This is a genomic window from Dactylosporangium darangshiense (assembly GCF_039537565.1).
GTDB classification, from domain to species: domain Bacteria; phylum Actinomycetota; class Actinomycetes; order Mycobacteriales; family Micromonosporaceae; genus Dactylosporangium; species Dactylosporangium darangshiense.
This window is the reverse complement of sequence record NZ_BAABAT010000076.1, coordinates 12,857-35,791: the sequence shown is the minus strand read 5'-3', so window position 1 is coordinate 35,791 and position 22,935 is coordinate 12,857. Positions and strand designations below refer to the sequence as shown.

20 protein-coding genes and 1 pseudogene are annotated in these 22,935 nt (G+C 68.3%); 11 read left to right on the top strand and 10 right to left on the bottom strand.

Annotation, left to right across the window (positions count from 1 at the left end):
- The coding region (locus ABD901_RS54905; protein WP_345143474.1) for a hypothetical protein at window positions 1-980 on the top strand (980 nt) is incomplete at its 5' end.
- 250 nt (window positions 981-1,230) lie between these two features.
- Here the strand turns inward: ABD901_RS54905 and ABD901_RS54900 are convergent.
- Both ABD901_RS54900 and ABD901_RS54895 read right to left on the bottom strand, forming a co-directional pair.
- Complete coding sequence (locus ABD901_RS54900) at window positions 1,231-1,887, bottom strand: response regulator transcription factor (RefSeq protein WP_345143480.1); 657 nt, start codon at window positions 1,885-1,887, stop codon at window positions 1,231-1,233.
- A gap of 2 nt (window positions 1,888-1,889) precedes the next feature.
- Window positions 1,890-3,050 carry a sensor histidine kinase gene (locus ABD901_RS54895; protein WP_345143471.1) on the bottom strand — a complete coding sequence of 387 codons (1,161 nt, stop codon included), beginning with the start codon at window positions 3,048-3,050 and terminating at the stop codon, window positions 1,890-1,892.
- 84 nt (window positions 3,051-3,134) lie between these two features.
- On the opposite strand from ABD901_RS54895, the gene ABD901_RS54890 reads away from it, so the two are divergent.
- Entirely contained in the window at window positions 3,135-3,704 is a 570-nt protein-coding gene (locus tag ABD901_RS54890) for a hypothetical protein (RefSeq protein WP_345143469.1), read from the top strand.
- A 474-nt stretch (window positions 3,705-4,178) separates the two neighbouring features.
- On the opposite strand, the gene ABD901_RS54885 is transcribed toward ABD901_RS54890, so the two are convergent.
- Both ABD901_RS54885 and ABD901_RS54880 read right to left on the bottom strand, forming a co-directional pair.
- Window positions 4,179-4,928 (bottom strand): hypothetical protein, encoded by a 750-nt coding sequence (locus tag ABD901_RS54885; protein ID WP_345143466.1) that lies wholly within the window; start codon window positions 4,926-4,928, stop codon window positions 4,179-4,181.
- Window positions 4,929-4,975: 47 nt separating this feature from the next.
- Window positions 4,976-5,809 carry an MBL fold metallo-hydrolase gene (locus tag ABD901_RS54880; RefSeq protein WP_345143461.1) on the bottom strand — a complete coding sequence of 278 codons (834 nt, stop codon included), beginning with the start codon at window positions 5,807-5,809 and terminating at the stop codon, window positions 4,976-4,978.
- A 452-nt stretch (window positions 5,810-6,261) separates the two neighbouring features.
- On the opposite strand from ABD901_RS54880, the gene ABD901_RS54875 reads away from it, so the two are divergent.
- The 3 genes from ABD901_RS54875 to ABD901_RS59400 all read left to right on the top strand — a co-directional run bounded on the left by ABD901_RS54875 (window position 6,262) and on the right by ABD901_RS59400 (window position 8,471).
- On the top strand, window positions 6,262-7,497 hold the full coding sequence (locus tag ABD901_RS54875; protein WP_345143459.1) for an MFS transporter: 1,236 nt from the start codon (window positions 6,262-6,264) through the stop codon (window positions 7,495-7,497).
- A gap of 68 nt (window positions 7,498-7,565) precedes the next feature.
- Window positions 7,566-7,886 (top strand): DUF1330 domain-containing protein, encoded by a 321-nt coding sequence (locus ABD901_RS54870; RefSeq protein WP_345143456.1) that lies wholly within the window; start codon window positions 7,566-7,568, stop codon window positions 7,884-7,886.
- A gap of 150 nt (window positions 7,887-8,036) precedes the next feature.
- Window positions 8,037-8,471: a transposase gene (locus ABD901_RS59400; RefSeq protein WP_380138403.1), complete on the top strand. Its 435-nt coding sequence runs from the start codon at window positions 8,037-8,039 to the stop codon at window positions 8,469-8,471.
- 84 nt (window positions 8,472-8,555) lie between these two features.
- On the opposite strand, the gene ABD901_RS59395 is transcribed toward ABD901_RS59400, so the two are convergent.
- Both ABD901_RS59395 and ABD901_RS54860 read right to left on the bottom strand, forming a co-directional pair.
- Window positions 8,556-8,906, bottom strand: coding sequence for an ABC transporter permease (locus ABD901_RS59395; RefSeq protein WP_380138401.1), 351 nt, complete (start codon window positions 8,904-8,906; stop codon window positions 8,556-8,558).
- A 143-nt stretch (window positions 8,907-9,049) separates the two neighbouring features.
- On the bottom strand, window positions 9,050-10,384 hold the full coding sequence (locus ABD901_RS54860; protein WP_345143453.1) for a GAF domain-containing sensor histidine kinase: 1,335 nt from the start codon (window positions 10,382-10,384) through the stop codon (window positions 9,050-9,052).
- Between the two features lie 502 nt (window positions 10,385-10,886).
- On the opposite strand from ABD901_RS54860, the gene ABD901_RS54855 reads away from it, so the two are divergent.
- The 3 genes from ABD901_RS54855 to ABD901_RS54845 are packed head-to-tail and all read left to right on the top strand — an operon-like array spanning window position 10,887 to window position 12,518.
- On the top strand, window positions 10,887-11,243 hold the full coding sequence (locus tag ABD901_RS54855) for a hypothetical protein (protein ID WP_345143449.1): 357 nt from the start codon (window positions 10,887-10,889) through the stop codon (window positions 11,241-11,243).
- Window positions 11,227-11,508 (top strand): hypothetical protein, encoded by a 282-nt coding sequence (locus ABD901_RS54850; RefSeq protein ID WP_345143446.1) that lies wholly within the window; start codon window positions 11,227-11,229, stop codon window positions 11,506-11,508. Before ABD901_RS54855 ends, ABD901_RS54850 begins: the two co-directional genes overlap by 17 nt.
- Complete coding sequence (locus tag ABD901_RS54845; protein ID WP_345143444.1) at window positions 11,475-12,518, top strand: hypothetical protein; 1,044 nt, start codon at window positions 11,475-11,477, stop codon at window positions 12,516-12,518. The genes ABD901_RS54850 and ABD901_RS54845 overlap by 34 nt, the downstream gene beginning before the upstream one ends.
- A gap of 98 nt (window positions 12,519-12,616) precedes the next feature.
- On the opposite strand, the gene ABD901_RS54840 is transcribed toward ABD901_RS54845, so the two are convergent.
- The 4 genes and pseudogenes from ABD901_RS54840 to ABD901_RS59390 form a co-directional block, all read right to left on the bottom strand.
- Window positions 12,617-15,379, bottom strand: coding sequence for a helix-turn-helix transcriptional regulator (locus ABD901_RS54840; protein WP_345143441.1), 2,763 nt, complete (start codon window positions 15,377-15,379; stop codon window positions 12,617-12,619).
- A gap of 1,000 nt (window positions 15,380-16,379) precedes the next feature.
- On the bottom strand, window positions 16,380-16,532 hold the full coding sequence (locus tag ABD901_RS54835; protein ID WP_345143438.1) for a hypothetical protein: 153 nt from the start codon (window positions 16,530-16,532) through the stop codon (window positions 16,380-16,382).
- A 6-nt stretch (window positions 16,533-16,538) separates the two neighbouring features.
- Window positions 16,539-16,745 carry a hypothetical protein gene (locus tag ABD901_RS54830; RefSeq protein WP_345143435.1) on the bottom strand — a complete coding sequence of 69 codons (207 nt, stop codon included), beginning with the start codon at window positions 16,743-16,745 and terminating at the stop codon, window positions 16,539-16,541.
- Between the two features lie 47 nt (window positions 16,746-16,792).
- A pseudogene (locus tag ABD901_RS59390) lies at window positions 16,793-17,077 on the bottom strand (alpha/beta fold hydrolase); the annotation flags it as partial.
- 430 nt (window positions 17,078-17,507) lie between these two features.
- Between ABD901_RS59390 and ABD901_RS54825 the strand changes: the two are divergent.
- From ABD901_RS54825 to ABD901_RS54815, 3 genes are all read left to right on the top strand, one after another.
- Entirely contained in the window at window positions 17,508-18,083 is a 576-nt protein-coding gene (locus tag ABD901_RS54825) for an IS607 family transposase (protein ID WP_345143477.1), read from the top strand.
- Window positions 18,080-19,501, top strand: a complete 1,422-nt coding sequence (gene tnpB, locus ABD901_RS54820; protein WP_345143433.1) for an IS607 family element RNA-guided endonuclease TnpB — start codon at window positions 18,080-18,082, stop codon at window positions 19,499-19,501. The genes ABD901_RS54825 and tnpB overlap by 4 nt, the downstream gene beginning before the upstream one ends.
- Before the next feature lie 259 nt (window positions 19,502-19,760).
- The gene (locus ABD901_RS54815) at window positions 19,761-22,574 is read left to right on the top strand and encodes an AAA family ATPase (RefSeq protein WP_345143430.1); all 2,814 of its coding nucleotides are present in this window, start codon (window positions 19,761-19,763) and stop codon (window positions 22,572-22,574) included.
- Window positions 22,575-22,935: the final 361 nt, after the last annotated feature.

Below are 22,935 nucleotides of genomic sequence, written 5' to 3'. Positions count from 1 at the left end.
ATCGGCTGGCCGCCGAGCGGTTGCGGCAGCGGCGGCGGAACCGGGCGTTGCAGCGTTCCCGGCGGGCCGCCAACCCACACCAGTACCAGCTCTCGGCCCGGCAACAGCACAGGGCCGACCGCCGCCGTGCAGCAGGCCTGCCGCCGGTCACCGTGACCACACCGACCGGCCCGCGCATCGCCACCGCGGCGGGTGTGCCGGTGCAGGCCTACCGCCGCGACCAGCTGTCCGCCGGCTACCGGCGGCTGCGCGCCCAGACGGCCGCCGACGGCGCGGCCCGGACCCGGGCCGGCCGGACCCGCGCCCAGACCGTCGCCGCGACCATCGTCGCCACCCACGGCGCGGAGCTGGTTATCGAAGCCGCGGACCTGCGCGCATGGGTGGCGCGGTGGGGCCGCGGCCTGCACGCCTTCACCCCCGGCATGTTGGTGGCCGCGCTGCGCCACGAAACCAGCAAGGTCGCCGCGCTCGGCGGCGGAGCCGGCCTGGTCCGGGCCGGGACCCGGCACACCGCCTGGACCCAGCACTGCCTCTGCGGCACCCGCACCCCCAAACAGCTGCGCCACCGCCGGCACCACTGCACCACCTGCGGGCTGGCCGGGGGCCGTGACCTCATGGCCGCCCTCGTCGGCGCGCACACCGTGCTGACCGAACCCGGTGCGCCGGGCTCGGCCCGTATCGACTGGCCCGCCGCCCGAACCACCCTCGCCGTCTACGGCGTGGATGTCATCAATGAACGGCTGCAAGGAGCCGTGACCGAGTCAAGCGGACACCACCGCCCCCACCAACGCACATGCGTAGGTGCGCGGCGGCCGCCGCGCAGCCCCGGCCATGACGGCCGGGGCCGGCGTGCTCGGCGAACTACCGCAACGGTGCCCCCGACAACCCCGGACGAGACCCACACAGGGACCGCGCCGGAGCGACGAGACGCACACCCGGACTGTTTCAACACCAACAACTGTCTACGAAACAGGCCTTAGTCGTCCTGGTCATGTGTAGGCCACGCCGAACGGCGTGCAGGACCGCCTGCGGTTGTCGCCGAGGCCGCCAGCACGCTGACCGCTCGCGGTCGTCGATTTTGTCGACAAGCTCCACGCGAGCACGGGTACGGGTGTGGGTCGGCTCCAGCCTACAATCACCGACCTCGACCTCGGCGGGAGGTAGGCGCCACCGCTCAGGTCGGCCGCAGCGCGGCCATGTCGTCGTCAACGAAGACCTGACGGGTTCGAGTCAGCGCATCCGGTAGCCACGCCCGATGACGGTGATGATCGGGTCGGGTGGGCCGAGCTTGCGCCGCAGGGTTTTCACCGTCGTGCGGACGGCAGTGGTGAACGGGTCGGCGTGTTCGTCCCACACCCGCTCCAGCAACTGTTCCGCGCTGACCAACCCGCCATCGGCCCGCATCAACTGCGCCAGCAGCGCGAACTCCTTGCGGGTCAGCACAATGACCTCGCCGCCGCGGTACACCTCATGCCGGTCCACGTCGACTTGCAGGTCGCCACGGCGCAACAGGGTGGGGACCCGGGCCGGCTCCCGCCGGCCGAGGGCCGCCACCCGGGCGATCAGCTCGGCGAACGCGAACGGTTTGGGGAGATAGTCGTCGGCGCCGAGCCGCAGCCCTTCGACGCGGCTGTCGACTGACGCCGCAGCTGTGAGCATCAGGACCCGGGCCGGCGAGCCAGCCCGGACGAGCGCCCGGGTCACCTCGTCGCCGTGCAGGACCGGCAGGTCCCGGTCCAGGACCACGACGTCCGGGCGAATCTGTGCGGCACGCCTCAACGCCGCCGCGCCGTCGTGCACGACGTCGACGATCATGTCGTGCTCGCCTAGCCCACCTGCGATCAGCCCGGCCAGCACCACGTCGTCCTCGACGACCAGTACTCGCAGCATCATGCAGCCGACGGGAAGTCGACGGTGACCGACAGCCCTCCACCGGCGCGGGGCGTGATGTCGCAGTGGCCGCCGTTGGCCGCGGCGATCGCGTCGACGATGGCCAGGCCGAGCCCGGCACCCGTGTCACCGGTGCGGCTGTTGCCGCGCTGGAATGCGTGCCGCAGCGACGGCACGTCCTGCGGGTCGATCACCGGCCCGGTGTTCGACACCCGCAGCCAGGATCTGTCGCCGTCGGTACCCGTGTGGATCCAGATTTCGCCGTCGGGCACGTTGTAGCGGGCGGCGTTGTCCAGCAGGTTTCGCAGCAACACCTCCAGCTGCGCCGGGTCGGCAACGCACGGCGCCGTCGCCAAGTCCCGCCACATCGGCGGTGCGTGAGCCGGCCAGACCGCCAGAGCCGCCGTGACCAGGTCGGCCAGGTCGGCCAGGTCGGCCGGGCGCGGATCGGCAGCGCGGCGGATCTGCGCGAGTCGCAGCAGGCTGGTCAGCATGGTGTCGCTGCGTGCGGCTGCGGCGACGACGGTGTCCAACGCCGCCCGGTACTCGGCCTCAGTCCGCGCCGGCCGGGACAGCGCCATCTCGGCCGCGGTGCGGATGATCGTCAGCGGCGTACGCAGTTCGTGGGAGGCGTTGGCGACGAACAGCTGCTGCGCCTGGAACGCCTGGCCGAGCCGGTCGAGCATCGCGTCGAACGTGTCGGCGAGGGTCCGCATCTCATCCCGCGGCCCCCGCAGCTCGATCCGGGCGTCCAACGTGTCCTGGGACAACACCGCGGCGGTTTCGGTGATCTGCCGCAGCGGCCGCAGCGCGCGGCCGGCGACCAACCAGCACAGTCCGAGCGAGACCGCCGCCAGCGCGGCGAACGTGATCCCCGACTCGACGACGATGGTGCGCAGCGCATCGGTACGGCTGGCGGTCGTCGCGATTTCGACCGCGGCGACCGGCTGGATCGTCATAGCCCCGTCAGTGGGATCGTACGGCTGGCCGAGCATCTCGTTCGCCCCGGCGGTGAGGGTCTGCACCAGATCATTGCTGGCCGCGAAGAACTCCCGGCGGACCAGCAGGTACATCAGAGTCAGCACCGCCGCGCCGGTCGCCGCGAACACGGCCGTGTACCACAGCGTGAGGCGCGTGCGGATGGTGAATCTTGAGAGCATCTCCCCATTGTTGCCGCGGCATGTGGCATCCGTGTGTGGTTGCGCGACACGGTGATACCCCGTGCGGACCCGGACCATGGCGACATGTCGAAGTTCAAGACCATTACGTTGGTACTGGCTGTGTCGGCGCTCACGCTGCTCGGCGTCTCCGGCTGCAACGGCTCCGGCCAGCCTGGCGCCGGCCCGTCGCCCTCTGCCGGCAGCGACCAGGACCAGGCGTTGCAGTTTGCGCAGTGCATGCGCGACCACGCCGTCGACATGCCCGACTCCGGCGACGGCGGCGTGGTGACCGGCGCCGGCGACAGCGTCGACATGCCCGACTCCGGCGACGGCGGCGTGGTGACCGGCGCCGGGCCGGGCACCGATGCCGGCAACGTAGCGGCGCCGCTGAACGCCGATGACGGCGCGTTCGACACCTGCCGGAAATTCCTGCCCAACGGCGGCGAACCGCGCAAGTTGACCGCCGCCGAGCTTGAACAAATGGTGCAATACGCCCAATGCATGCGTGCGCACGGCGTCGACTACCCCGACCCGAGCGGCGACGGCGTCCAGCAGGCCGTCGGTGTCCCGGTCGGCGACGACGCCGCCCGGCAGCTCTACGATGCGGCCGCCCGCGCCTGCGATGCCACGAACAGCCCGGTGCCGACGAAGTGAGCCGCCGCGCTGTCATCGGCGTCGCCGCCGGCGCGGTTACCGTCGCCGTGGCCATGCTGGCCACTCTCGGCTATGGGGATCGCAGCGACCACGGCGCTGCGGCCCCGGCGACGGCTCCACCGAAGACCGCTCCGGTGACCCGCACGACGCTTGTCGACGCCGTCCACCTCACCGGCAAGGTCGGCTACGGCACCGCAGAGCCTCTCGACCGCATGGGCCGCCGAGAAGAACCTGGCCGTCAACCGGGTGGCGACCGAGGTCGGTTCCGCGTTCACGGGCGGTGCACGAAGTTCCTCGCGCTGCAGAAGCGGGCACCCGGACCGGTCGACGAATCCTGCGAAGGACAGCAACGTCGGTCAGACCGTCCGGGTGACCCGCCCCTACATCCTCACTGTCAGACCGGAACCGTCCCACCGCTAGGCGGGACGTCCGATCACATGCTTACCACAGCATCATGAGAGGAAACGGTAGGTCCTAGCTGGCCGTTGATGACGTTGACGACGACGTGACGTTGTGGATGTCGATGGTGATGGAGGCCAGATCGAGGTTCGCCGTTCCGTCGGGTTTGCGGCGGTGAACACGACGGCGCGTCGGAAAGACTAGGCCGTCGAAGGTCTTGTAGTCATCCACGTAGTGGGCGACGGGGACGTCGGCGTTGACGTCGACGGTGTAGTCGAGGCGGCGAAGCATACTTGCGCTGTCGTAGTAGAAGACCTGCTGAGCGGTGTGGGTGGCAATGTTCTCAGGGAAGGTTACGTGCAATCGCCGCCATGTCTGTCCGCTCTCTTCCCAGGGCTGGATCTCACGGGTCCGGACGCCGGGGAAGGTGAACAGGAATGGTGTGGTCAGATAGTTCCACATTGCGTAGCCGAGGAAGTATCCGACCTGCAACGATTCCCACGGCGAGGATATGTCATAGTCGGCGAATGTGAGCCGGGGAGCGGTCAGGCTGTCGACGACCCGGTTACCCGTGGTCGTCAATGAGACTTGTTGGGTGTCCGCATCGAAAATCATCGTCGTGTCCGGCGAGACCCACGGATTGACGGCGATGTGCTGGCGGTGGACGGCTACCTCGATGTGTTCCTCCAGGAAGGCGTGCGGGAAGCCTCTGAGTTGCCAGAAAGGACCGTCAACAGAAAGGTCTGCGACGAGTGTGTTGACTTCCGACCAGCGCTTCAAGCCGCCGTGAGCGTCGAGGACCAGTTTCTGAAGTTCGTCCGTCATATTTCTTCCGATCGTACAGCGCGGCGATCTCGTTTCCGTACGCTTTGTTATCCCTTGACCGCTCGGGCCGAGTTCCACAGGACACCACTGTTCACTCGGTCGGGGTGTTGGGCGAGCATCATTTCGTACAACTCGACCGCTGTGCCCGCCTTGTCCGCGGCCGCATCGAAATCGATGATGTAGCGACGGGTCTCTTCTATGGTGTGTGGGCCGTCGTCAGTCCCTGCACGTTTGTGTCCGGCGATCACTGTCCTCGGTCGTAACGACTCGATGGTCTCCAGGGCGGTCAACCAGGCGCGGCGACCACCGTTGCCCGATTCGACCAGGTACAGGTGCACGTCGTTGTAGACGGCATCGCCGGCGACTACCAGCCCTATGGCCGGCACGTGCAACGCGGTCGTGTCGTCCGTGTCGGAGTGGCCAAGCTCTACGGCGACGAGGTCGTGACCCTCCAATTCCAAGGAGTGACTCTCAAGCGGCTCTGCGACCAGCAGGCGTTCCGGCAGGCGGCCGGGAAATCTTGGACGCCAGAAACCGTCGAGTACCTCAGGGCTCAACTGTTGGCGCATTCGTTCAACCACTCCGGCGGTCGCCACGAACTTGGCTTCTGGGAATCGATCGAGCACGACGGCTGCGCCGAAGAAGTGATCACCGTGACCGTGGGTGACGAAGACCGTGGTCACGGTCCTGTCGGCCGCGACGACCCAGTCGACGAGGTTGCGCGCCTCGTCCGCGGTCAACAGCGGATCCACCAGCACTGCGTCGCGTTCCCCGTAGATGAGTGTGGACGTTGTGGGCGACCACATGCGCTGTGTCGCGCCAGGCGCCAAATCGTCGGACACAACCGGCTTCAGTGGTGAGACGAACGTCGCAAAGTCCAAAGGTGCCATCATCGCTCCAAGATCCATGGTTCAGCGGGTGTGGTCGGTCATTTGGTGACTGACCACACCCGCCGCCACCCGTGATAGAACGGATTCCTCCGGCGTGGCTGATGGCCGGCCGGAGATGATCCCGCGTCCGCCGGCGTCGTCGCGGCCGCTGAGCAGCGAAGATTGCCGGCAGGCCCACATGGATGCAGGGGACCGGTCTGGACCCCTGCCCCTTCCCCTGCCGAGCAGACCACGTCGCGCCGCCGCCGTCCTATCGCGTGAACGAGTGATGTGGTTGGTGTGACGCCGGTGGCGCTGGCGCCACCGGGCCGGACGGTCAGGCTGTGCCGGTTCGGCCGCGGAAGGGTCGGGGCGGCAGGACCACGGGTTGCTGGTTGTCGCTCCTGGACAGATCTGTATAAGGTCGCCACTTGGACAGATCTGTCTAGCGAGGTGAGTCATTCATGATCGAGGCAACATCCGGTGTCGAGAACGGCGGGACGAGGCGAGGTTGGTTGGCCGTCGTCGTGGTCGGGCTGGGCACGTTCACGCTGGTGACGAACGAATTCCTGCCGGTGGGGCTGTTGAGCGCGATCCGGGCGGACCTGCGTGTGTCCGAGGGCACCGCCGGGACAATGATGACGATGCCCGGAGCGGTCGCGGCGGTCAGCGCGCCGCTGCTGACGGTCGCCGCCGGCCGGCTGGACCGGCGCATCGTCATGCTGGTGATGGCGGCGCTGTTCACCGCCAGTGACGCGCTCGGTGCCCTCGCCCCGAACTTCGGGACGATGCTCGCGGCGCGGTTCTTGCTCGGGCTGGGTATCGGCGGGTTCTGGGCGATCGGGGCGAGCATCGGCAACCGCCTGGTGGCGCCTGGCTCCGCTGGGCGGGCGACAGCGGTCATCTTCTCCGGTGTGTCGATCGCAGCGGTGCTCGGCGTCCCGGCGGGCGCACTCGTCGGTGGTCTGTTCGGGTGGCGTGTCGCGTTCGCGGTGACTGCGCTACTGGGTTTCGTGACGTTGGCAGCGCTGACGGTGCTGTTGCCGGCGTTGCCGGTGGAGGAGCCGGTGACGCTGCGGCAGTTGTCGTCGGTGCTGCGCGGCCGCAACGGCCGTACCGGCCTGATCACGACGCTGGGCCTGGTTGTCGGGCACTTCGTCGCGTACACGTTCATCAGCCCGTTCCTCGAGCAGCAGGCCGGGCTGGGGTCGCGGGCGATCAGCGTGCTGCTGCTGGTGTTCGGCGGCGCAGGCATCATCGGGAACTTCGCGATCGGTGCGGCGCTGCGGGCGCGGCTGCGGACGGCGATCGTCGCCGTGATCGTGGTGCTGGGCGCATGCGCGGCACTGATGCCGATGGTCGGGATGTGGGGCTGGGCCGCGGCAGCGGTGCTGGCAGTCTGGGGCCTGGCCTACGGGGCGGTGCCGATCGCTCTGCAGACGTGGGTGTTCACCGCGGACGACGCCCGGCCGGAGGGCGGCTCCGCGCTGTACATTTCCACCTTCCAGATCTCCATTGCGCTGGGCGCGCTGTTGGGCGGCCGGATCGTCGACGCCGCCGGCATCCCGAACGCCATGGTTACCGGGGCAGGGCTCGCGCTACTGGCCTTGATTGTCTTCGTCGTGTTCACCACGAAGACCGCGACAGCGAGGGCCGCCGCCGAGACGCTGGACACACACGTTGCTGCAGTGGCGCCTTAACCCCTGCACCGCATCCGCCAGGCGATCCGCAATGTTCGACTAGCCGCAATCGACCAGGAGAGCAAGACATGACCGCGTACGTGATCTCGCAAGTCGAAATCCTCGAGCCTGAACAGTGGGAGCGGTATCGCCAGATCGCCGCGCCTGCCATCGCCAAGTTCGGCGGCCGCTACCTCGTCCGTGGAGCCGACGCCGAAGTCGCCGAGGCTGACTGGCCGGCGGAACACGTCCCGCCACAGAAGGTCATCGTGGTCGAGTTCCCTTCCATGGAAGCACTGCACGCCTGGTATCAGTCCGAGGACTACGCCCCGGCGCTGGCCATCCGCCAAACAGCGGTCAAACGGCGACTGATCTTCGTCAGGGGACTCGACGAAGCGTCCGCCCTTTGATGGCATGAACGAGCGGGGCCGGGGCCTCGCTCCTCGTGGCTCCCAGCGGGATGCTCGGAGCGCTCACGTCGCACGACGAAGGAGGCCCCTGCGGACGCAGCCGTACGACGGTCGGCAGATCGTTGGGATGGATCTGCCGACCGTCGTACGGTGGTGGTGCGGAAGCCGTCGACTTTCGAGATCGACGCGCGTACCAAACCAGTGCGCCCCCGCTTGGTCGGACACCGCGGGTTCACCGCGATCCAGGCGATCCCCTGTGTCGGCCTGGTCCTGGCGGCCATCTTCGTCGCCGAGATCGGCGAGGTCGACCGGCCCGCCGCCCCGGCGCAGCTGGCCCCGTGGACCGGGCTCACGCCACGGCACCGCGAGTCCGACACCGCGATCCACCGTGGACGAATCACCAAGCAAGGGCTCGACCCTGGTGCGGTGGGCCGCCGTCGAGGCCGCCCACTGCGCCGGCCACACCGGCTGGCTGAGCACCACGAAGGCCCGGATCGGCGAACGCCGAGGACGCAACCCTTTTACAAGATAACGGTGGCGAGTGCCTGCGGCGGTGCGAGGCGGGCCGCACGCAGGGCCGGGTAGAGGCCGGCTGTGACGCCGATGCGGATGGTGGCGAGGACGGCGGCGGCCTGGGCGCGGCCGGGGACGGAGACGGGCCAACCTGGGTCAGCGCGTAGCCGGTGGTGACCGAGACGCCGAGCAGGACGCCGCCGGCCCCGCCCAGCACCGACAGTAGGAGCCCCCGGTGAGGAACTGCACGCGGATCTGGCCCTCGGTGGCGCCGAGGGCCCGGCGCCAGCCGATCTCGCCGCAGCGTTCGAGCACTGAGATCACCACGGTGTTCGCGACGCCGACGCCGCCGACGAGCAGGGCGACGGCGCCGAGGCCGAGGCCGAGTAGCAGCGTGGTGAATGTATGGTCGGAGGCCTCCTTGACCCGCAAGGCATCCGAGGGGCGTTCGACGCGGACTTCGTTGGGGTGTTCCGGGTTCGCGGTACGGCCGAGTTTGGCCCGCACGCGTCCACCGCTCGCGGCGCGATCCGCGTGTACAGTGTGGTCGCTTTGCCGTTGAAGCAAGGCCGTTCGCGGGCAACGCCAGCCGACGAACGCGGCGCTCGTTCGACCCCAAAGCGGTACCCACGGGGTATCCGCGGTATTCCCTATCCGTCGGGGTCGGGTGTGGCGGTCCTGTCAGCGTCAGTGGGCAGCTCGACGCGCAGCGTGGTGCCCTGGCGGGCGGGGCTGTCCACCAAGATCGTTCCGCCCAGCGCCTCGACCCGGTCGGTAAGGCCGGAAAGGCCGGAGCCGCGCGCGGGATCGGCGCCGCCGATACCGTCGTCACAGATCGACAATTGCAGCCGGCCATCCCGGATTCTTGCGTCAATGCGCACGAGTGAGGCGTGTGCGTGTTTGACGGCGTTTGTCAGCGTCTCTGCCACGACGTAATACGCCCCAACCTCAACGGCTGGAGGCAGCCGACGGTCAAGGTCCACATCGAGCTCCACCGCGATAGCGGAACGACGGGCCAGGGCTTTCAGAGCGGGCCGCAGGCCGCCTTCGGACAGGATCGCCGGGTGGATGCCGCGGGAGATCTCGCGAAGGTCCTCCATGGCGCTGGCCATTCCGTCGGCGGTGACGGACAGCTGCGCTCGCAGTTCGGGCAGTTCGTTCGGTACCCTGGCCTGAGCGTCGCGGATCTGTAGCGTCAGCCCGACGAGCCGTTGCTGGATGCCGTCGTGCAGGTCACGCTCGATCTGCCGTCGGGTCTGGTCGGCGGCTAGCATGACCCGGGCCCGGGAGGCCACCAGATCGGCCCGGGCCTGGGCGTTGGCGACGGCAACGGTGATCAGTTCGGTGTAGTCCACCAGCCGCGCCTCGGCGTCGGCGGTCAGCGGCTCCTCCCGCGTCGTGTTGGCTGTTGCGGCTCCCCAGACGTTGCCTTGGACAAAAATAGGAGCACCGACCACCGAGCGAATGCCTTGTGCGCGCATGTGGTCGGCCAGCCGGCTGGGAGCTTGTGCGCAGCTGTCTATCCGTGCGGCCCGGCCGGTGCGCGACACGAGCGACACCACCTCCGAGTCGCTGCAATTCTTCATCGGCAGGTGTGCGCCGGGCTGGAGTTTTCGAGTGGGTTGGGCCCAGGCTCCGACCACGGTCGCCGTGCCATCGGCCTCGTTTCGGGCGATGATCGTGCCGTCGGCGCCGATGAGTCGCCCCAGCTCTGTGGCAACCGCTTCGAAGATCTCGGCCTGGGGGACACCGCGTGCCACGAGGATGGCGACATGCCGCAACGCCGCTTTCCCTTCGACCAGCTGGTCCAGCTGCTCGAAGGTTCGCTCCAGCGAGATTCCCGTGACGTGGCGCGAACGCTCGGGCTCGTCGATCGCGTCCCCGCCGGTTTCCGGCGCGGAGACCGCTCTGCCGACCGGTTGGATGACGCGCTGCGCGCTGTCGCTCATCGGGTGGTCATTTCGGCCGTACGCGTCCAACATCATCGACGCTTCCTATCTCGGACCTACCTCAACAGTGCCACGGAGATCCGCCAACAGCAGGGCCGCGCATACGGAAACGGTCACCGGTCCCTCGTGATGACAACTCGGCCGGCGGCCGCAGCCACGCGCAGTACAGCTGACCGACGACCAGCCGGACGCCGTGTTCCACGCCGATGACGCCCGCCCTCGTCACCGTCGGGTGGCGCATCTCGGCGTCACCGATACGCGCGCGGTACTGCGGCTGCTGCCGATGCGTGACCAAGACAACGGCGGTCTCGCGTAGAGATCTTGTCAAGGCTGATTGCCGCAGATCAACAGCCGTGGTGTCCTGGATGTGCGGCCCGTAGCGGTCGTCACCTAGGTTCGGGAGTATGCACAAATGCCCGCTTCGCCTTCGGATGCTCCCCCGGCCGGGCTGAACATACCCGATCCAGCGGGCGGGTACCGCAACGCCCCGGCTACGGCGCCGGGTTTCGACTCGTCGATACCTGATATCACGGCACGCTTGCCGTCGCTGGCCAATGTCTTGCTGGTGGATAGCGACGCGGTGGCCAAGGCCATCACGATCCTTACTGCCGCTGCCGCGCACGGCACGGTCAGTCAGGTGGACAGTGCTGTACAGCATTGCGGAGCCACCCCGTGGGGCGACGACGCTGGTCTGGGGCAAGCGTTCGGATCGGTGTTCGCGCAGCCGCGGCAAGCCCTGGTGCAGACCATACAGATCTTACCGGAGGTAGTGCAGGACCTGGCCGACATGCTGAACCGGGCCCTTGTCACCTTCGGCGACGTTGAGGATTGTGCGGTCGAGGCAGTCCAGCGGGGCGCGGAACAGCCATCCTGGCGGCATGCAGGGCGTGACTGACGCGCATCATGTGCCGCGACAGCTGCAAACCCTGTTGATGATCCTGGTCGGTAACAAATGGCCGATCGGTGACGAGGGGGCCCTGCGCGCTGAAGCGGCGGCCTGGCGTCAGGCCGCCGAAGCCACCCGATCCCGCAGCGCCCAGTTGCTGACCGCCCAGCGGATGATCGGTACGCCGTTCTGCCGGCCCTTGCCCAGTGTTGTGACTCGGCCGCGGACAGCCTGGAAACGTTGGCCAACGAAATTGAGACGCTCCGGATTATGATTATCGGCTGCCTCGTGGTGGTCTGGGCCCAGCTGATGGTCGATCTGACCGTGCTGTTGTTCCTCGGTGGAGCGCAGAAGGCCGCAGCCGAGATCGCGGCAGCCCGGGCGGCTCTCCTACTGGTCCTGCGTCGCGCGATCATTGCTGCCACAGTCCGGGTCGCCGAGTCGGTCTTGGCGCAGGTGGGCTTCACCTTGCTGGCCCAGGTCATCGAGTTGGCCCAGCGGCGCCGTCGGTCATTGGACGGCGGGCAGCTGCGCACGGCCGCGATCAACGGGGCGGTCGGCGGCGCGGTCGGGGTCGGTGCGGGCTTCGTCGGCGGCGTCCTGCGCGCCGGCGGCGGTCTGCTGGCGAACAAGGGTTTCGGTAAGCCACTCGCGGCGGGCCTGGGCAAGCTGCCCGGCAACGACCGTACCTTGCCGGTCATGGGCAAGGCCGTCACGAATCTCGTCTGGAATGCCGGGTACGGCGCGGTGGCCGGCATGGCCGAGGGCGCCGCGCAGGATGCTGTGTTCAAGCTCGCCGGCGACTGGGTCTCCGGCGCGGCCAACGTCGGCTTCAATGGCGCCTGGGCGGTGCGGCACTGCGCGACGAACCCCCGCAACAAGCTGTCCATGTCCCCGGCCGATCACCTCCAACACGCACTCGACCGGCGCCTCGACCGATTGGCCCGCCCGAAACCGACTGCGGCACGGCTCAGCGACAGCTGCGACGACCGACCCCCGCGACGTTGGGCCGGCCCGCCCGCCGACATCGAGGGCCACGAGGTCTGGCAGGACGCACGCCGGAGCAACGACGACCAGCCGGCCGACCGGCCACCGGCCAGTCAGCCGCACCGCGCCTTCAGCGCTGAGGACAACCCATGGGTCGCAGTGGCCCGCGACCGCGATCCACTCGGCCCCCCGCGCGACCATCTGCTACCCCCGCTGAGGTCGAGCACAATCCGTGGCGTGACACGACCGATTCATCCGCCCCCACCGTCCAAATCAATGCACCCCAACGCCCGTTGACGACGCCACCCGACTGGGTCGACCCCGGGGCGCCGCCGGTGCCGACCAGCACGGACCGCCCGATGAACACCAGTTCGGAGTAAGGGGCGCAGATACTGTCAGGCGTTCTCCTCGTCGTGGCGATGCAACGCGTTCGTCAGCTGGACCCGGGACCGGACGCCGACCTTCGCAAAGATCGAGCGCATGTGCGTGCCGACCGTGTTCGGTGAGACGCCAAGCTCACCGGCCGCCGACCTGTTCGTGTGACCCGCGCCGATCAGCCGGGCGACCTTCATCTCGGCTTCAGTGAGAGCCGCCCAACCTGTGGAGGGCCTCACCGTGCGCGCACCCCATTTCGGGTACCGCACACCGGTGCGCGACATCGCCTGCTCTACCGAAGCCATCGCGGCCCAGGCGCCCACCTGGTGGTAGATGTCCCAGGCGCGATCGAGCTGAATCAGACCCTCGGGTTTCTGACCGGCTCGAAGGAGTGCCAGACCGTAGTCCTCCGCAACGCTCGCCTGGACGATCGGACGAGGAGTGGAGCGCAGTACCTCCGAAGCGCGCCCGAGCAGGTCCAGGTCTGCAGTAACCAGTCCACGCAGCTGCAGAGCCACGCCCTCGAACGAGGGAACGCCCGGGTTGCGTGCCGCGCCGTCCTCGGCGATCGCGGCCGCCTCCTCGGCCAATCGTGTGTCGTTCAGAGCCATGCCGAGTTGTACGAACATCCGCAGCCATCCTGGCCGCCAGGGCCAGTGGCTCCGGCATTCGCGAGCCGCGTACAGCACGGGGGCCAAGGTAGCCGCCGCTTCCTCGAGGTCCCCGCTCAACCAGGCACGCCAGCCGTGTACCAACTCTTGGCCGCGCATCCGCACGTAGTCGTCGGCTCCGGTGTGTGACTCAACCTGGGCGAGCAGCTCCTGGGCCCCGCCGATGTCGCCCCGTAGCAGCGCGAGCGCGGTGAGGATCGTCGTGGCTTCCAACTCGTGTACGTGGTTGCCGAGTTCCCGGCTCAGTGTGATGAGGGTGCGCGCGCCAGACTCCGCCTCGTCCGTGCGGCCCAGGCTGAAATCCTGCCACATCTGCGCGTACAGCAACGACGGCAGAATCGCCTCGACCTCGTTGGATGCGTCGGACCGTGCCGCGGTCAGCATCATCTCGGCGTCGTCATGACGGTCGAGCAACTGCAGCGCCATGATCTCTTGCGCAAGATAGGTGGCGCCTGCCACGGTCCGTAGTTCACGAAAGAGCGCCAGCGACTCGGCGTGGTGCCCGGAGTTCTTGGCCACCTCACCGACGGCCTGCAGCGCTACCACGATCGCCTCGGTGTCGCCGACGAGCCGGGCCTCGGCCAGCGCGGGTTCGGCCGTCTTGCGTGCCACCTCGGCGGGCTTCATGCTGGTGAGGGCGAGTGCGCGCGACGACCTGAGCCGTGCCTGCAGCTCGGCGGAGATTCCGGGTCGCAGCAACGTCTCTTCGACACGGGAGACGGATTCGGCGAGCCTACCCATCAGCCATTGCGCCCGGGCGGCGACGACCTGAATCCGGGCCACGGTCTCGACGTCATCGACGCGGACCAGTAGCTTGTCGGCGACCGCCACGGTGTCGGCGCACCGCTGCACTCTCGACAGCACCTCGATGCTGTGCTCGCCGGTCGCAAGCCACGCCGGCTGGCCGGGTCGCAGTAACTCGAACGCCTTCAGGGCGAGTTCAGCAGCGGTGTCGGGCAGGGCGGTGACCGCCTCGGCCGCGGCCCGGCTGAGCAGTGCTGCGCTCTCCTCGTCGCCGAACGTGGCGCCGGCGCTGGCGTGCGGAGCGACCGTCAAGGCGCTGTGGCCGGCCGACATCAGGTATTCGGCACACCGCCGGTGCAGGGCGCGCCGCACCGCGTCGCTGAGATCGGCGTAGATGGTCTCGCGGACGAGATCGTGTCTGACGGCGATGCGATGTCCCCGGTATGTGAGCAGCCCCGACCGTACTGCGTCCCTGATCCGCGCTGCCACCGATGCGCTCGAGTGGCCGGGCAGGAGGCCGACTGCCTCGTCGAACCCGAAGGGTCGTCCGAGCACCACCGCTGTTCGCACCAGCTCGGTCTCGCCGCTGGGCAGGGCGGTCAACCGTGATCTGACACCGGCGATGAACTCTGTCGGCACCTGATCGTCGGGCTCCCCCATGGCGCGCGCCACTGACAGCCCGTGCACGATCTGCACAGCCATGAACGGGTTGCCGTCGACGCCGGCCAGCATTCGGCGGATCGCGTTGCTCGGCACGCCACCCAGGCGGTCCGCAGCGATGCCCAGCACATGTTCGGGGGCGAGGGGTCCGAGGTGAATGCTGCGCACCGACACCGCCGGAACCCGGTCTATCCTGAGATCCGCGATCAGGCCGGTATTGCCGTCACGGCTGGTGAGCATCCACACGATGGGAGAGCCGGCGAGACGGGCCGACAGGGTGCGTAGTGCGAAGACGGTCAGCTTGTCGGCCCAGTGAACGTCGTCGACGGCGATCAGGGCCGGTGTGCTCGCCGTGATCCGTTCGAGCTGCGTGCCCATTTCGTCGACCAGCAAGAGGGGCTGCCCCGACAGCCGCTCGAGTTTGGCGAACGCATCGGCATCGACGAGCGGTCTAACCCCGGATCGCACCGCCAGCAGCAGCGCCGCGCCGGGCGTGATCTGGTTGATCTGATCGGCCTTGCTGGTGCCGACCGCGAACTTCATGCCGAGCGACTGCGAACTGACCGCATCCAGCAACGCACTCTTGCCGATACCGGCCTCGCCGGTCACCAGAACAATGCTGCTCTGGCCATTCTTGATGGCATGCCGTAGGGAGGCGATGATGGAGGACATTGCCTCTGAACGCCCGCGCAATATGACTTGTGACATGGCAATCCTATTGGATGGGTCGAAAGCCAACATCACCTTTCGCGAAACCGCCTTCCACGCGACGCGAAGGGCCTTTGTCGAGCCACGATGGCGCGGAGATCCGCCTCCGACAACACGTCCTGACCTAAGAGAATAGCCAGGTTTGCCTTCGAGTCCCGAACTGGAGGACATGAGGAAAATCACTGATTCTCACACGAGGACTATCGATTGAACGAACGATCAGCGGTGAGGTCCCGCTGCCGCACGCCTGCTTCGACGGACGATCCGGCGGCGACCACAGAATGCCCCCGGATCGGTCATTGCGGCCCCGGCGAGTCCACCGATACGGACAGGGACACACTCGGCGTCGACGACCATTTGATCTCGCCGCGATCGCTTCTTAATCATCCCGCGGCTCCGGTGAGGGTGCACACCGCAGCGCCGTGGGTGGACGGTCAGTGGCATGCACCTTGGGGCCGCGTCGCCGGGCATCGGTCATGGTCGACGACGGCGTCGGCCGCCTACTCGATGAACTGCGTGACCACCTCGGGGCTGGCGATCACGGCCAGATGGACGGCATGCACCTCGAAGGCATGAGCGTGGGCCCGCCCAGCCATGCAACGGTGCAGCCCGGGGCGACGGCCCGATCGTTACGGGCGGCCAGGTACCGAGTGGAATGTTCTTCCAGGCGACCTTACCGGCCATCTCGACGCTGGCGTCACTGCTGAGCGTCCGGCGCGTCGGTCAGGTCACGCGGCAGCCTGTCATTGACGACGACGTGGGCCGTACGTCGCCAAGCCGGACTGGAGATCGACGCCCGGACGCCCGCCGCTACGGGAACCTTCGCCGCACGATAGGCAGGCGCCCGTGACGGGTTGTTCGACTGCGCGGGCGTTGAGGTCTGCAAGACTTTCGTCCTCGCCTGGTGCTACAACCGCCGATATGGACAAGAGCTTCTCCTTCGGGTCGCCACGCCGTAGCCGGCCTTGAACCGCGACGCCCCGAGCGACAACAGACCTGTTTAGACAAGGGCCTTCTTGATGAAGTTGGCGACCGCGACCGGCTGGGCCATGAATGCAAGGTGGAAGCCGGAGATAGTTTCGGTTGTCGCGCCCATACGCTTGGCCATGAATTGCTGGGCATGCGCAGGAATCGCGTTGCCGTGCTCGGACACGAGGTACTAGCTCGGCCTGGTCTTCCAGCCGGCCGCTGTCGCGCTTTCGGTGAACGCGGCGACGCGCAGCGGTCGCTGGCTCACCGCGGGCACCGCCGCAACGTCGATCGGAAGGTCGGCGCAGAACGTTTCGCGGAAGGTGTCGATGTTGATAAACAGGTCGGGTCCGCCGGGTGCGTCGTACGGCGTGGGTGTGTTGTTGGTCGCCGGCATCGACGGCGGGAAAGGGCCTGCACGCTGGCGCAGCTCTCGCCCTCGTCGATGCCGAAAGCAGCCAGGTAGGCGAGACCGGTCACGTTGCCGAGGCCGGCCGAGGCCTGCGTGATGACGGCAGCTCCGTACGAATGTCCGACCAGCACGACCGGACCTTCGATGGCAGATACGAAGCGCGAGACCGCGTCCGCATCCGAGCTGAGGCCGCGCAGCGGGTTGGCCGGTACGTGGACCGCGTAGCCGGACGTCCGTTGCTCGCGAATGATACCGGCGAAGCCCGAGGCGACAGCGAACGCCGCATGGACCAGCACGACTGTCGGGGGGCCGGCCATGATCGTTCCTCTCGCCGGGGCAGCATCGGTTGCCGTCCGGACGCTAGAACCAACGCTTCGCGGCGGTCAACGGGCCTCGGCGAAGTGCAGTCAAGTGTCTGATACCGAGAACATCGCGCCGGACCGCGGGCGGACTGGCTATCTGTCCAGCCCCAGCGACGAACAGCGCCAGGCGGATGACGTCGGCCGCCGGACGAGGCCTCAACACTGGAGTCGCATGGCACCTTCTGCATACCTCGATAGCCTCGGCGTCGATACGTCGCGCCGAGGCCCGCTGCGCCGCCGGGGTGATGACACGGTCTGCATCGGCGACGTGTACCGGCTCGCGTCCATGTGCCAACCTGGCTCGATGTCAGCGGTTCGCCGAGGGTCTCCGACAGCGTGCTCTTGCGTGAGCAAACGTACTCATCTGTGCGTGTTAGTATCACCCGTGAAGCTTGCCGAGTGGGCGCGCCGCAACGGTGTGCATCCGCAAACCGCGTACCGCTGGTTTCGTGAGGGAACCATGCCGGTGCCCGCTCGGCGTCTTCCATCCGGCACGATCATGGTGTTGACAGCCGACGACGTCGCGCGGGGCCAGGTGGTCGTCTACGCCCGGGTGTCGTCGGCCGACCAACGAGCCGACCTGGACCGGCAGGTCGCCCGGGTGACCGCCTGGGCCACCGGGCAGGACATGCTGGTCTCGCGCGTGGTAACCGAGGTCGGCTCGGCGCTGAACGGCCGGCGCAACAAGTTCCTGGCGTTGCTGCGTGACCCTGGCGTGTCGACGATCGTGGTGGAGCATCGGGACCGGTTCGCCCGGTTCGGCGCCGAGTACGTTGAGGCCGCGCTCGCTGCGCAGGGCCGACGGCTGCTCGTCGTCGACCCGGCCGAGGTCGACGACGACCTGGTCCGTGACGTGACCGAAATCCTGACCTCGCTGTGCGCCCGGCTGTACGGGCGCCGCGCCGCCGCGAACCGTGCCAGCCGTGCCGTGGCCGCCGCCACCGCCGAGGACGACTCGTGAAGCGATACGAACCGCCGGCCGACTGGAGCATCCAGGCGTACAAGTTCGCCCTCGACCCGAGCGACGCGCAGGTGCTCGGGTTGCGCCGCAATACCGGTGCGGCCCGGTTCGCGTACAACCACATGCTGCGGCGGATCAGCGCAGTGCAGGCGCAGCGCGCCGCCGAGGCCAGCTACGGGGTGCCCGAGGCGGACCTCACGCCGTGGCAGGGCTGGTCCCTGCCGGACCTGCGCCGCACCTGGAACGAGATCAAACAGTGGGTGGCGCCGTGGTGGGCGGCATGCTCCAAGGAGGCGTTCAACACCGGCCTGGCGAACCTGTCCGCCGCCCTGGGCAACTGGCACGCCTGGCGCACCGGCACCCGCAAGGGCCGCCGGATGGGCTGGCCCCGCCCCAAAAGAAAACACGCCCGGCGGTCGGCCCGGTTCACCACCGGCGCCATCCGGGTCGACCCCGGCTACCGGCATGTGGTGCTGCCCCGGCTCGGCCGCATCCGCACCCACGAGTCCACCCGCAAGCTGGCCCGCCGGGTGCAGGCAGGCACCGCGCAGATCCTGTCCGCCACCGTCAGCGAGACCGCCGGCCGGTGGTGCTGCTCGTTCCAGGTCGCGGTCCAGCGCACGCTCGGACGGCCGACGCACGCGCCGGAAGCCGGCCGGGTCGTCGGGGTGGACGCCGGGGTCAAGCACCTGGCGGTGCTGTCCACCGGCGAACTCGTGCCCAACCCGAAGCCGTTCAACGCCGCACTGCAGAAACTCGGCAAAGCGCAGCGCCGTGCCGCCCAGCGGATCGGCCCCTACGACCCGAAGGCCAGGCGCAAACGGACCACGTCGAACCGGTGGCAGCGGGCACAGGCGACGGTGACCCGGCTGCACGCCACGGTCGCGACTGTCCGCGCGGACTCGTGGCACCAGCTCACCACCCGCCTGGCACAGCAGTTCGACACGGTCGTGGCCGAGGACCTGCACGTGGCCGGCATGCTCCGCAACCGCACCCTGGCCCGGTCCCTGACCGACGCCGCCCCGGCGACCCTGCGCCGGCACCTCGGCTGCAAGACCCGCTGGTACAGCAGCATCCTGCACGTCGCCGACCGGTGGTACCCCAGCTCCAAAACGTGCTCGGCCTGCAAGACGGTGAAACTCAAACTGTCGCTGGCCGAGCGCACCTACCACTGCACCACCTGCGGGCTGTCCCTAGACCGGGACGTCAACGCCGCACGGAATCTTGCCGACCTCGTGCGGCACGTTGACCTGGAGTTGCCGGGCGACGCAACAACAGGACGTGGAGCGTACGGAAGACCCGTAAGACCTGCACCCGCAGGCCGGGCAGCGGGCCGTGAAACGTCAAGACCGGCCCATCCGGTCAACGCCGGCCGGCAACGGACGGCTGCCGATCGTGAGTCACATTTTACTCATTAGGTAACGGCCGCGTCACGGATCGGCCGCTGGCCGTTGGCCATGACCGCGGCCCGCATGACGGTGAGATCCGCAGGGCCACACGGGGGTTATTGTGTTCGGACTCAGCCACCTGCTACTGCCTCCGCCGAGCGAACCGGTCGACGGTGCCCCAGATCTGACGGTGCCCCAGATCGTGATGCCAAACTAGACACACACAACACGCGTTGGGTATTAGTCAAATGACTTCATCCGGCGCGCAGGGATGCAAGGGATCGATGTCATGGGGTCACGGTTACACCCGGGCTCCTCGCACGGGCGGGCGCATGATGGCCCGATCGTTGGTCGCAGCGTCGAACTGGCCCGGTTGCGTGGGCTGGTCGACCCGGTGCCGGTGTCAAGCCGATCGCTGGTGCTGCTGGGCGATGCCGGCATGGGCAAAACCATCTTGCTGGCGGACGCGGCGAACCGTGCCGCGTTCGGTGGCATGCGGATCGTCTCGGCCACTGGACGTCAATCGGAGGCGGCGCTCGCATTCTCCAGTCTGCAGCAACTGCTCCGCCCGTTGTTCGATGACCTGGCGGCGCTGCCCGAACACCTACGCGAGGCCCTTGCCGGCGCCCTCGGCCTGGCCACGCAACCGCGCCTTCCCGATCGGCTGCTGATCGGCACAGCCGTGTTGAGGCTGCTGGCAGCCGCGGCTGAACGGACGCCGCTGCTGCTCGTCTGCGACGACGCGCACTGGTTCGATCGCAGTTCACTCGCCGCCCTGTCCTTTGTTTGCGACCGGCTGCTTACCGAACGGGTCGTCGTGCTTGTGGGTGCGCGCGGCACGCTGCCGCCACATGGTTTCGACCGCGTCGCCGCCGAACTGCACCTCGACCCGCTGTCGGACCACGATGCGAAGGAGCTCCTCGACGAGCAGCCCGTCGTGCCTCGTGGACGTGCACGGGCAGAAGTGCTGCGGCAGGCCGAGGGCAACCCGATGGCGCTCGTCGAACTCGCCCGAGTGGTAGCAGAGGACCCCGGTGTGGTTCGACGCTGGGCCACCGAGCCGATCCCGATCGGTGGCCGGCTGGCGCAGATCATCGTCGATCAGGTGCAGACCTTGTCAGCCAAGACACAAGATGCATTGCTGTTCGCCTCAGTCACCGACAGGTCCGGCCCGTCCGTGACACGGACTTGCCTGGAACTCTTCGGGCCTGGAGCCCTTGCCCCCGCCGAACAGCTGGGGCTGGTCGAGCTCAATCGCGACGGCTTCCGGTTCACCCATCCGATCATCCGCTCCGCGGTGTATCACTCGGCCTCGTTCGCTCGCCGGGCCTGGGCCCACAACAAGCTGGCCGGAATCCTGCAGGATCAACCGGATCGACGGGCCTGGCACCTGGCCGCCGCCCTGCTGACGCCCGACGACACGGTGGCCGCATTGCTGGAGGAGACCGCCAACGAGGCGCGCCGGCGCGGCGGCGCGGTGCCTGCAGCGCTCGCGATGGAACGCGCGGCCCAACTGAGCCGCGCCCCGGACGAGCAGGCTCGCCGGTTCATCGCGGCTGCATCGCTCGCGGTGTCATCCGGCCAGTCGGACTGGGTCGAACGGCTGGCGACACAGGCCCTCGCCGTCACCGACGAACCCCGGTTACGGCTGGCCGCACGACACGCGATGGGCTGGGCACTGGCCTGGACCAACCGACACGCCGAAGCACTCAGCGCCCTTCTGTCGGTGGCCGAGGACGCCGCCGCGACGGATCCGCCGATGGGCTGGGACGCCCTGTCCACCGCCGCCACCGTCGTCTACCAATCCGACGCGCCCGGTGGCCACGAGGCAGTCATTCGTGTACTCGCGGTCCTCGAGCAACAAACGACGACGGACCTTGCCGACGACGAGGCCGATCGCATTGATGTGATCCGGCTATGGATCCGATCAGCGATCGACCCGATCGGATATGCTCCCGAGGCGGCACGCCTGCTCGGCCCGTTCGCCGGTAGCGACCTCGACACGGCCACCCAGGCAGGGCTGGGTGCCGCGGCGTGGATGGTCGACGAAACCGAGTTCGCGGTTCGCTCACTGCACAGCTCCCTGGAACGGTTGCGCGGCCCGGGGCTGCGCGGAGCCAGCGGCGCGGTGATGTCCGTGCTGGCGTTCGCCTACCTCGAGCGTGGACGGTGGGACGACGCTCTGGCCACCGCCGCAGAGGCCATGGATCTGGCCATCGCCCACGAGATGGACATCGTCGCGGCGTCGGCGCACGTGACCGCCGCGACGGTGCTTGCGTTGCGTGGCGAGGTCGGCGCCGCCCGGGCTCGTGCATCGGCAGCCCTTGGCAACGTTCGGATCGGCGAGAGTCCCGCGGTACAGGCGCGGGCGAGACACGCTCTGGGCCTCGCGGAATTGGCCGATGGAGACTCTCTCGCCGCGTACAGCTACCTTCGGGGGCTGTTCCCCGATGGCCGCCCGCTGCATTTCCACGTGTCCTACCTTGGCATCGCCGACCTCGCGCTGGCCGCCACCCGGGCCGGTCAACGGGACGAGGCCCGCGACATCCTGGCCGAGGTCGTCGCCGGGTTGCCGAAGGTACCGTCGCCGCGCGTTGCGCAACTGGTGGCTCGCGCCTCTGGTCTTCTGGCCGACGACGCATCGGCGGACGAACACTTCACGATCGGCCTTGCGGATCCGGCCGGTCAGCGCTGGCCCTTCGAACGCGCGCAGCTACAGCTCGACTACGCCGAATGGCTACGCCGGCAGCGCCGCATCAATGAGGCGAAGGCGCAACTGCTGTCGGCGAACGAGACGTTCGAGTGGCTCTCCGCCGAGCCCTGGGCACGGCGGGCGATCGCGGAGCTACGCGCCGCCGGGGTGCCGGCCGGAGTCGGTGACAGCGCGCTTGCGAAACTGACCCCCCAGCAGGTCGAGATCGTTCAGCTCGCCAGCGAGGGGCTGACCAACCGTCAGATCGCCGACCGGATGTTTCTGTCCGCCCGTACCGTCAGCTCCCACCTGTACCGTTCGTATCCCAAACTCGGCGTCACCGACCGCCGGCAACTCCGGGACGCACTGGAGCGGATCCGCGCATCGGAGCGGGAAGCCGGCGCGCCGTGATCCCAGCGCATCCGCAACGCGCCCAGAACTGACCGCCTGAGCCGACCACCGATACGCTGCGCGATCAGCGCGACCCACCGGCGCGGTGCTGCCCGCCGCGTCGATGAGGGCGTGCACGGTCGCCGCCGGCGACGACGGTACGCGAGTGCTGAACAGGGGTTCGACCTGCATATAGACGAGAGCCATCACCCCTCGTACCGCGGCAACCGACGGGACCGATTCGAGCATAGCCAGGCTGTGCGGCGAACGAAGTTCGAACAAGTCTGCTGCAATTTTGTCGGCGCACGCCAAGCCGGCGGAAAGACTCTTCCGGAAGTCGGAGGTGATGAGGCGTTCTTCGTTCCCTAGCCATCGAAGGAAG